The organism is Gilliamella sp. A7, from assembly GCF_002142015.1.
In the GTDB taxonomy this organism is placed as follows: Bacteria; Pseudomonadota; Gammaproteobacteria; order Enterobacterales; family Orbaceae; genus Gilliamella; species Gilliamella apis_A.
Map to the genome: position 1 here is coordinate 26574 of NZ_NASN01000022.1, position 9587 is coordinate 36160.

The 9587-nt window shown below is 33.9% G+C and carries 11 protein-coding genes; 5 read left to right on the forward strand and 6 right to left on the reverse strand.

The annotated features are described in order from the left end of the window. The first annotated feature begins 63 nt into the window (after window positions 1–63). The 4 genes from leuB (at window position 64) to B6D18_RS07175 (ending at window position 4038) form a co-directional block, all read left to right on the forward strand. Window positions 64–1143 (forward strand): 3-isopropylmalate dehydrogenase, encoded by a 1080-nt coding sequence (gene leuB / locus B6D18_RS07160; RefSeq protein ID WP_086363822.1) that lies wholly within the window; start codon window positions 64–66, stop codon window positions 1141–1143. A 65-nt stretch (window positions 1144–1208) separates the two neighbouring features. Beyond that, window positions 1209–2618 (forward strand): 3-isopropylmalate dehydratase large subunit, encoded by a 1410-nt coding sequence (gene leuC / locus B6D18_RS07165; protein ID WP_086363823.1) that lies wholly within the window; start codon window positions 1209–1211, stop codon window positions 2616–2618. Window positions 2619–2629: 11 nt separating this feature from the next. Further along, the gene (gene leuD / locus B6D18_RS07170; RefSeq protein ID WP_086363824.1) at window positions 2630–3232 is read left to right on the forward strand and encodes a 3-isopropylmalate dehydratase small subunit; all 603 of its coding nucleotides are present in this window, start codon (window positions 2630–2632) and stop codon (window positions 3230–3232) included. A gap of 41 nt (window positions 3233–3273) precedes the next feature. Next, complete coding sequence (locus B6D18_RS07175; RefSeq protein ID WP_086363825.1) at window positions 3274–4038, forward strand: class I SAM-dependent methyltransferase; 765 nt, start codon at window positions 3274–3276, stop codon at window positions 4036–4038. 37 nt (window positions 4039–4075) lie between these two features. Here B6D18_RS07175 and B6D18_RS07180 read toward each other — a convergent pair whose 3' ends face one another. The 4 genes from B6D18_RS07180 to lptC are packed head-to-tail and all read right to left on the reverse strand — an operon-like array spanning window position 4076 to window position 7348. Further along, window positions 4076–5491: an RNA polymerase factor sigma-54 gene (locus B6D18_RS07180; protein ID WP_086363832.1), complete on the reverse strand. Its 1416-nt coding sequence runs from the start codon at window positions 5489–5491 to the stop codon at window positions 4076–4078. 6 nt (window positions 5492–5497) lie between these two features. Further along, window positions 5498–6223, reverse strand: coding sequence for an LPS export ABC transporter ATP-binding protein (lptB, locus tag B6D18_RS07185; protein ID WP_086363826.1), 726 nt, complete (start codon window positions 6221–6223; stop codon window positions 5498–5500). Beyond that, a complete protein-coding gene (gene lptA, locus B6D18_RS07190; protein ID WP_086363827.1) occupies window positions 6224–6778 on the reverse strand; it encodes a lipopolysaccharide transport periplasmic protein LptA in 555 nt (184 codons plus the stop codon). Between the two features lie 3 nt (window positions 6779–6781). Further along, window positions 6782–7348 carry an LPS export ABC transporter periplasmic protein LptC gene (lptC, locus tag B6D18_RS07195; protein WP_086363828.1) on the reverse strand — a complete coding sequence of 189 codons (567 nt, stop codon included), beginning with the start codon at window positions 7346–7348 and terminating at the stop codon, window positions 6782–6784. 461 nt (window positions 7349–7809) lie between these two features. Between lptC and B6D18_RS07200 the strand changes: the two genes are divergently transcribed. Continuing rightward, on the forward strand, window positions 7810–8352 hold the full coding sequence (locus B6D18_RS07200; RefSeq protein ID WP_216818892.1) for a CHAP domain-containing protein: 543 nt from the start codon (window positions 7810–7812) through the stop codon (window positions 8350–8352). Window positions 8353–8450: 98 nt separating this feature from the next. On the opposite strand, the gene yccX is transcribed toward B6D18_RS07200, so the two are convergent. Together yccX and B6D18_RS07210 are read right to left on the reverse strand one after the other, a co-directional pair. Further along, a complete protein-coding gene (yccX, locus tag B6D18_RS07205; RefSeq protein WP_086363830.1) occupies window positions 8451–8729 on the reverse strand; it encodes an acylphosphatase in 279 nt (92 codons plus the stop codon). An 83-nt stretch (window positions 8730–8812) separates the two neighbouring features. Continuing rightward, window positions 8813–9496 carry a GntR family transcriptional regulator gene (locus B6D18_RS07210; protein ID WP_086363831.1) on the reverse strand — a complete coding sequence of 228 codons (684 nt, stop codon included), beginning with the start codon at window positions 9494–9496 and terminating at the stop codon, window positions 8813–8815. Window positions 9497–9587 lie beyond the last annotated feature (91 nt).

The following is a 9587-nucleotide window of genomic DNA, read 5'->3' on the forward strand; positions in this document are numbered from 1 at the left end:
AACATTGTTTCGTTACTTAATAACGAAATACTTAAAATATAATTAGATTGTTAAGGAATAGATATGTCACAAAATTACCATATTGCAGTATTACCTGGTGACGGTATAGGCCCAGAAGTGATGAAACAAGCCTATAAAGTGTTAGATGTTATTCGTCAAAAATATAACCTAGCTATAACAACTAGTGAATATGATGTGGGAGGTGCTGCAATTGATATTCACGGTTGCCCACTACCAAAAGAGACACTAGAAGGATGTGAAAAAGCTGATGCTATCTTATTTGGCTCAGTTGGCGGTCCAAAATGGACAAATTTACCACCAGACCAACAACCTGAACGCGGTGCTCTATTACCATTGCGCAAACATTTTAAATTATTTGCCAATATGCGCCCTGCTAGTTTATATCAAGGTTTAGAAGAATTATGCCCATTACGTGAAGATATTGCTAAGCGTGGCTTTGATATTTTATGTATGCGTGAGTTAACTGGTGGTATCTATTTCGGTTTGCCAAAAGGTCGTGAAGGAACAGGTCCACAAGAGCGTGCTTTTGATACTGAAGTTTATCACCGCTTTGAAATTGAACGAATTGCCCGTATGGGATTTGAAGCAGCCAAAATCCGTCGTAAAAAAGTAACGTCTGTAGATAAAGCAAATGTTCTACAAACTTCCATTTTGTGGCGTGAAGTTGTAAGTGAAGTAGCTAAACAATACCCAGATGTCACATTAGAGCATATGTATATTGATAATGCCACTATGCAATTAGTGAAAGATCCTGCACAATTTGATGTATTACTTTGTTCTAACTTATTTGGTGATATCCTATCAGATGAATGTGCCATGATTACTGGTTCTATGGGAATGTTGCCTTCTGCTAGTTTAAATGAAGATGGCTTTGGTTTGTATGAACCCGCTGGAGGTAGTGCACCAGATATTGCAGGTAAAAATATTGCTAATCCTGCTGCACAAATTTTATCATTAGCACTGTTAGTTCGTTATAGCTTAAAACGTGATGATATTGCTAAAGCCATTGAAAATGCAGTGAATAAAGCTTTAGAACAAGGTACTCGCACTATTGATCTTGCTCGTGGTGGTAGTTATGTTTCTACCGATGAAATGGGCGATACCATTTGTCGTTTAATTTAATTTTTAAAGTAAGGGTTAATAAATATTATTAACCCTGTTGCAAGAATATTAAAGGAATATAAGCAATGTCTACAAAACCAAAAACATTGTATCAAAAATTATACGATGCACATGTTGTCTATGAAGCACCTAATGAAACGCCTATTTTGTATATTGATCGCCATTTAGTCCATGAAGTTACTTCTCCACAAGCATTTGATGGTTTACGAGCAATGAATCGTAAAGTTCGTCAACCGCACAAAACATTTGCTACCATGGATCACAATACTTCAACGAAAAGCAATGATTTAAGTGCTTGTAGTGAAATGGCGCGAATCCAATTAACCGAATTAGCCAAAAATGCAGAAGAATTTGGCGTATCTTTATATGGATTACAAAGTCCATTACGCGGTATTGTTCATGTTGTTGGTCCTGAACAAGGAATGACATTACCTGGTATGACCATTGTTTGCGGTGACTCACATACAGCAACACATGGTGCTTTTGGTGCATTAGCTTTTGGTATTGGGACATCGGAAGTTGAGCATGTTTTAGCCACTCAAACGTTGAAACAAGGTCGAGCTAAAACAATGAAAATTGAAGTCAAAGGTAAAGTTGCTGATGGTATTACCGCAAAAGATATTATCTTAGCGATCATTGGTAAAACAACCAGTGCAGGCGGTACTGGTCATGTAGTTGAGTTTTGTGGAGAAGCAATAACTTCTTTATCAATGGAAGGCCGAATGACATTATGTAATATGGCAATTGAAATGGGGGCTAAAGCTGGATTAGTTGCACCAGATGAAACCACTTTTGAATATTTAAAAGGACGACAATTCTCACCTAAAGGTGATGACTTTGAGCAAGCTGTCGCCTACTGGAAAACCTTAAAAACCGATGAAGGTGCACACTTTGATACCATTGTTACTTTGGAAGGTAAAGATATTGCGCCACAAGTAACTTGGGGAACTAATCCTGGTCAAGTAACCGCTATTGATTCTCAAGTACCAAATCCTCAAGATTTTTCTGATCCAATTGAAAAACATTCAGCAGAACGTGCATTAGCCTATATGGGGTTAACCGCTGGAACTAAAATGTCTGATATTAAGATCAATAAAGTATTTATTGGATCATGTACGAATTCCCGTATCGAAGATCTTCGCGCCGCAGCTGAAGTTGCTAAAGGCCGTAAAGTTGCCGATGGTGTTCAAGCTCTTGTCGTACCAGGTTCAGGACCTGTACGAGAGCAAGCTGAAGCAGAAGGGTTAGATAAGATTTTTATCGATGCTGGATTTGAGTGGCGTTTACCAGGATGCTCAATGTGTTTAGCGATGAATGATGATAAATTAGCACCAGGTGATCGTTGTGCATCTACAAGTAATCGAAATTTTGAAGGTCGACAAGGTCGTGATGCAAGAACACATCTAGTCAGCCCCGCAATGGCAGCTGCGGCAGCTATTACTGGCCATTTTACTGATATTCGCAAACCATTTTAAGGAGGCTTGTCATGGCAAAATTTACAACACATACAGGATTGGTCGTTCCTTTAGATGCGGCGAACGTTGATACTGATGCTATTATTCCTAAACAATTTTTACAAAAAGTTACTCGTACAGGATTTGGACAACATGCATTTCATGAATGGCGATTTTTAGATGATGCCGGTAAACAACCTAATCCTGAATTTGTATTAAATAAACCAAGATATGCAGGCGCAAGTATTTTATTAGCTCGTGAAAATTTTGGTTGTGGTTCATCTCGAGAACATGCACCATGGGCATTAACTGACTATGGATTTAAAACTATTATTGGCTCAAGCTTTGCTGATATCTTTTATAATAACTCATTCAATAATCAACTATTATTAGTTAACTTGTCTGAAGAAGAAGTTGATGAGTTATTTAAACTTGTTGAAGCAAATGAAGGAATAGAATTCACTATCGATTTAGTTAATGAAGTCGTCATCGCTGGTAATAAACAATATTCATTTAAGATTGATTCATTCAAACGTCACTGTCTATTAAATGGTCTAGATAATATTGGTCTGACATTGCAACATGAAGATGCAATCAACTCTTTTGAACATAAAATCCCTACTTTTTTAGCCTAATTTATCCAAAGGCGCGCAAGCGCCTTGTATAGGAATAATTAATGACAACCCATCACGATAAAGTAAATCAACAGTTCGGCGAACAAGCTAACGCATACTTAACCAGTAAAGTTCATGCGCAAGGAATTGATCTTGAATATCTAGCCAGTTTTTTAACTAATTATCCTAATGCTGAATTTTTAGATATGGGCTGTGGCGCAGGTCATGTCAGTTTTATCGCAGCAAAATTGGTTAAACATGTCACAGCCTATGATCTATCAGAGCAAATGTTAGCGGTGGTTGAACAAACTGCCGATGAACGTAACTTAAAAAATATTACCACTGTGCAAGGTTATGCTGAACATCAACCATTTGACGATAACTATTTTGATATTGTCGTCAGTCGTTATTCTGCCCATCATTGGCAAGATGTGGGTAAAAGTTTGCGTGAATTACATCGAATTACCAAACCAAGTGGTAAATTAATTATTATGGATGTCGTTTCTCCTGGTCAGCCTGTTTTAGATATTTGGTTACAAACAGTTGAAGCACTACGTGATACATCCCACGTACGCGACTACACGCCTGGCGAATGGTTGACATTTTTAAGCGAAGCTGGATTTACTATTGATAAGATTCAACGCCATCGTTTACCCTTGATTTTTGATAGTTGGATAAAACGTATGCGCACACCAAGCAATTTAATGGATGCGATAAGAACTTATCAAATAAGTGCATCTCAAGAAATAAAAACTTACTTTGAACTACAATCAGATGGATCTTTTACCTCTGATATGATGATTATTGAAACGCAAAAAGTGATTTAGTAATTAATATCAAAAAATCGAAAACAGCCAATTATTATCAAAGCTGTTTTCGTTGATTTGACGGTGGTATCGCTAAAGATTCACGATATTTAGCTACCGTTCGACGAGCAATAATAATCCCTTGATTTTCTAAAATTGAAACTAATTTGCTGTCACTCAAAGGTTTTTTAGCATCTTCTTCAGAAATATACTTTTTAATTAAAGCCCGAATTGCCGTAGATGACGCTTCGCCACCAGATTCAGTATTAACATGACTAGAGAAGAAGAATTTCAACTCAAATATACCACTAGGGCATTGTAAATATTTTTGCGTTGTAACGCGTGAAATTGTTGATTCATGCATATCAATCGCCATAGCGACATCTGACAAAATCATTGGTTTCATATATTCTGCACCATTTTCAAAAAATTCTTGTTGGTGCTCAACAATAAATTGACTTACTTTTAATAGTGTCTCATTACGATTTTCGACGCTTTTAATAAACCAATTTGCATCTTGCAAATGTGCGCGAATATATTGGCTATCGCTTTCATTACTAATTTTTTCCATTGCCGCATATTGTTGATTAATACGCAGAGTCGGAACAGTATCGCTATCTAATTCAGCAATCCATTTGCCATCAATCTTTTTTACCACAAGATCAGGAATAACATAATCGGGAGGTAGGGTATTAACCGAATCACCAGGATAAGGCTGTAAATGCTGGATAAAATTAATAGCTTCTTTTAACTGTTCATCCGTAGCATTTAAGCGTTTTTTCAATGTTCGATAATCATGATTTGCTAATAAATCTAAATAGTTATCAATAATCTGTTTAACTAATACCGGAGGAGTTAAATGCTGAGTTTGAATAGATAAACATTCTTGAAGAGATCTCGCTCCAACCCCAATTGGATCAAAATGCCAAATTCGCTTTAAGACAGCCTCAACCTCATCAAGTTCAATTTGACTATTGCCTTGTTCCTCTAGAATTTCCTCCGTTGAAACGGTTAGATAACCTCTGTCATCAATAGCTTCAATAATCGAAACAGCAATTGCACGATCAATGTCACTAAATGGTGTTAAATCTAATTGCCATTTTAAGTAATCATGCAATGTTTCATGCGTTTCACCTTGATAAATTGGTAACTCATCATTACGATAATCTGAGTGAGTTCCTGAGGGAGTACCTGCAGTGTAAATATCATCTAATGAGGCATCTAACGGAATATCCTCGGGGATTTCTTTGCTATCCAATGCTTCACGAGTATCAATGTTTTCGTTTAGTTCATTTTGTTCAACATTAATTTCATCATACTGATCGGCAATCTCTAATAATGGATTGTTTTCAAGTACAGTTTGAATTTCTTGACGTAATTCTAAAGTCGACAATTGCAACAATCGAATAGCTAATTGTAATTGTGGCGTCATTGACAACTGTTGCGATACCTTCAGTTGTAAGCCTTGTTTTATCATAATCTATAATCTAAATTCATGTCCTAAATAAACACGTTTAACATACTCATTATTTAATATACTATCTGGTGTACCTTCAGCAATTAAATGTCCCTTATTAACTATATAAGCTCGTTCACAAACATCAAGTGTTTCACGAACATTATGATCGGTAATTAGTACGCCTAAACCACGATCACGTAAGTGTTTAATAATATTTTTAATATCAATTACCGAAATGGGATCTACACCAGCAAATGGTTCATCAAGTAAAATGAATTTAGGATTTGCAGCCAATGCCCTTGCTATCTCAACTCGTCGTCGTTCTCCACCGGATAATGATTGACCAATATTGTCTCGGATATGGGTAATATGAAATTCTTCGAGTAACTCTTCTGCTCGATTAATCTTTTCATTTTTATCAATATCATTGCGAGTTTCTAAAATAGCCATAATATTATCAATAACAGAAAGTTTTCTAAATATTGACGCCTCTTGAGGCAAATAACCTATTCCTTTTTGCGCTCTCTCATGTAATGGCAAAATACTGATATCATGATCATCAAGGAAAATTCTTCCAGCATTTAGAGTCACAATGCCAACCACCATATAAAAAGTAGTGGTTTTACCGGCACCATTAGGGCCAAGTAAACCAACTATTTCACCAGAATTTACGGTTAAGCTGACATCCTCAACAACTCGTCGTTTTTTATAAACTTTAGCAAGATTTTCTGCTTTTAAAATTGACATTTATTTATTCATCTCTTTAACTTGATTAGGCATGATGGTGCTTTTTACCCGACCTTTTTTACCTGGATGTGCAACTATTTGCTGTTTTTTTACATCATATGTAATTAGTGAACTACTTATATGATTATCTTGTTGAAATAGCTCAGCATTACCCTGCAATACTATATTATTTTGCTTAACATTATAGATAACCTGCTGTGAATGACCGGTTACTATTTTATTATTTTGTGGAAAAATTTGTTTATATTTTACAGGGTTACCATATGCAGTTATTTTTTGTTTACTGGTGTCTTGCATATCAGTAATTACCACTCTATCTGCCCATATTGTTAAACCATCTTGGATAATCTGGACATTACCACTAAAGGTAATAATATTTTTATCGATCTCAATTTGTTGATTATCGGCATCAACTGTAATAGGCTTATTATCAACAAACATCTTTTGATCTTTAGAGTTGGATGAAACGCCTACATTAGGCTCGTCGGCAAAACAAGTAAATGATGCACATAGCATAAAAAATAATGGGAAAAAAGTTTGTTTTTTTGATCTCATTTTTTATTGAGCCTCACTATTATAAAAAGTTTTTACATTTTCAAGTATGTTTGCCGTTTTTTCCCGTAAATTACCAACCAACCCTACACCAGTTGAGAAAAAACCAATTCCCCTTATTTTTACCGGATCTTTAGACGTTACAATTTGCGTTGTTAAATCAACTTCAGCATTATCAGTTATAACTTGTTGTAATTGAGAATCAGGCATTAAATTAGTTAATGTTACATCTTGATAAAGGTAAATTAATTTATCATTAGTTAAGGTCGCGCGTTTTGCTTTTATATTCCATGTAGCTGCATGATCCTGAGCATAAAGTGTAACATTAGGTAAATCAAAATCAGTATTGTTATTAGTATCAAAATGTTTTACCTTTCCTGATTCAATTTTATATACCAGATTACCTGACAAATCATAAATATTGGTTACCATATCATCACTTTGATAAATTGGCATTTCGGACTGATTTGCATTTGATGGTGAGTTCGACACATCATCATCTTTTTGATAACTATAATAAACACCAACTATCAAAATAAGAAGTAAGAAACAGATTAAATTTTTTTTATTCATAGTTTACGTTAATTACCTGAATAAGATTAATCAATAACGCAATCACATCATTATGACAAATCATCTAAATATTGGCTTATTTTACTTTATTTTTTATTAAATTAATATCTGACATTGCAAGAAGTTAAATGACATTCTGATAATAATTCAGAAACGTTAACATTAATGGATAACTATCTCAAAAAATCACAATAAATACGCTTTGCTCTGTTTAATAATGAGTTAGTAATAATTAATTTTTCTTTGAATTTAAAGAAAATATTATATTTTTCATTGAACAATTAATTGCAATGATATATGAATTAATATATAAAATTCTTAATAAGATTCAACTATTATACTTAATTTTTAGGTCTAAAAATTAGGTATAATCGCATAATAATGATAAAAAAAATATTAATAGGTAATCAAATGTTATTTAAATTAAAAAACAGTTTCTGTTTATTAACTCTTTTTTAATCTTGGGAGTAAATAGTTTTTATCATTATGCTTATGCTGATTTAAATATTAATGATAGTAAAATTGGCACTGTCATCGACGAATTCAATGGTGTTAAAGTCTACTATAATGGCAATATTAATCATCTAAGTAGTCGCAATGTCGCTAAAGATGGTTATAATTTAGGTCTTAAATATCAATGTGTTGAATTTATTAAACGTTACTATTATGAACGTTTTAAACATAAAATGCCGGATAGTTATGGCCATACAATAAATTTTTTCGATGATTCCATTCCTGACGGTAAAATAAATACCAGACGTAATCTACTTCAGTTCCATAATGGATCAACGACCAAACCGAAAGTAGAAGATATTATCGTGCAGGGATGGTCTCAATATGGCCATGTTGCTATTATCAGTAGAGTTAGCGACAATGAGATTGAAATTGTTCAACAAAATCTTGGTCCTAACGCAAGTAGTCGAGTAACCTTTGCGTTAATTTATAGAGATGGATTATGGAAAATAGAAAGTTATCGTGTTTTTGGTTATTTGCGTAAACGTTAAATATTAATTAAATAATAGTTTATAAATATTAGCCATATCTAGATTACTTTTGCTTACCGAGTTAGTTATTATTACAATAAAACTTATAATTCATAAAGCTAATATTTGATATGAAAAGCGACTAACTGACTATCAGGAATTAATTCTATAACATTCACTGCAGTTATACGGGCTGAAACTGGTCCACCTTGTTCAAGCCATTGTATTAATTTAGCGATTGATATGTTATGCCCTTGTACCATTATCTCTACATCACCATCATCTAAATTTTTAACATAGCCAACTAATCCTAATTTGGTCGCTTGTTGATAGGTAAAAAAACGAAAACCTACGCCTTGTACACGACCACACACTCGAATTTTAACTTGCCGTACCATAATAGAAAATCTCAATTATTATTTATAATGATTAATCTCATTATAGATATATTTTTTATTAATTTAACCTTATTATTAATAAGCTAATCAACAAACCAATCATTACGCTGTTGTGATACAATATTTATTGTTTGTAAAATAGTAGACAAATGTTCATGCAGCGCCAATGCCGCCATTTCCGGATCATGTTTTTTTAGTGCCATAACGATTTTTTCGTGCTGCTTTACTAAGTCTTCTGGTGGAGAAATATCTTCTAAGGTGAGATATCTAACTCTATCCATCATTGCTTTGATATTTTCAACGGTTTCCCATGCCATTGGACAATCAATAACATTCATTATAATTTGGTGAAATTCGTCATCTTTTTCTAAAAAATAACGGATATCTTTTCGCTTATTGGCATCTATTTGCTCGACAAGATTTTTATCCAATAATACCAGATCGGATTCGGTAATTTCTTGTGCTACTCGTTTAATAATTGCACACTCAACGGCTTCACGAATAAATTGCCCATCAATCACTTTTTTAATCGAGATTTTTGTTACAAATGTGCCTCGCTGTGGCAAAATTTTAACTAACCCGGCTTCGGCTAACTTGATAAATGCTTCACGAACAGGCTGACGTGATACATTGAATTGACTTGAAATCTCTTTTTCAGAAAGTAGAACTCCCGGTAACACCTGACAAGTAATAATCGCCTTTCTTAATGCACGATAAACTTGCTGATTAACCGGTTCAGAAATATTTAATTCAATAAGTTTAAACATATACCACTTTTATGTAATAAATTAAATTACAATAAATAGTAGGTGATTTTTAAATATAAGAAAAGTTTTTTTAAAAAATACTATATATATT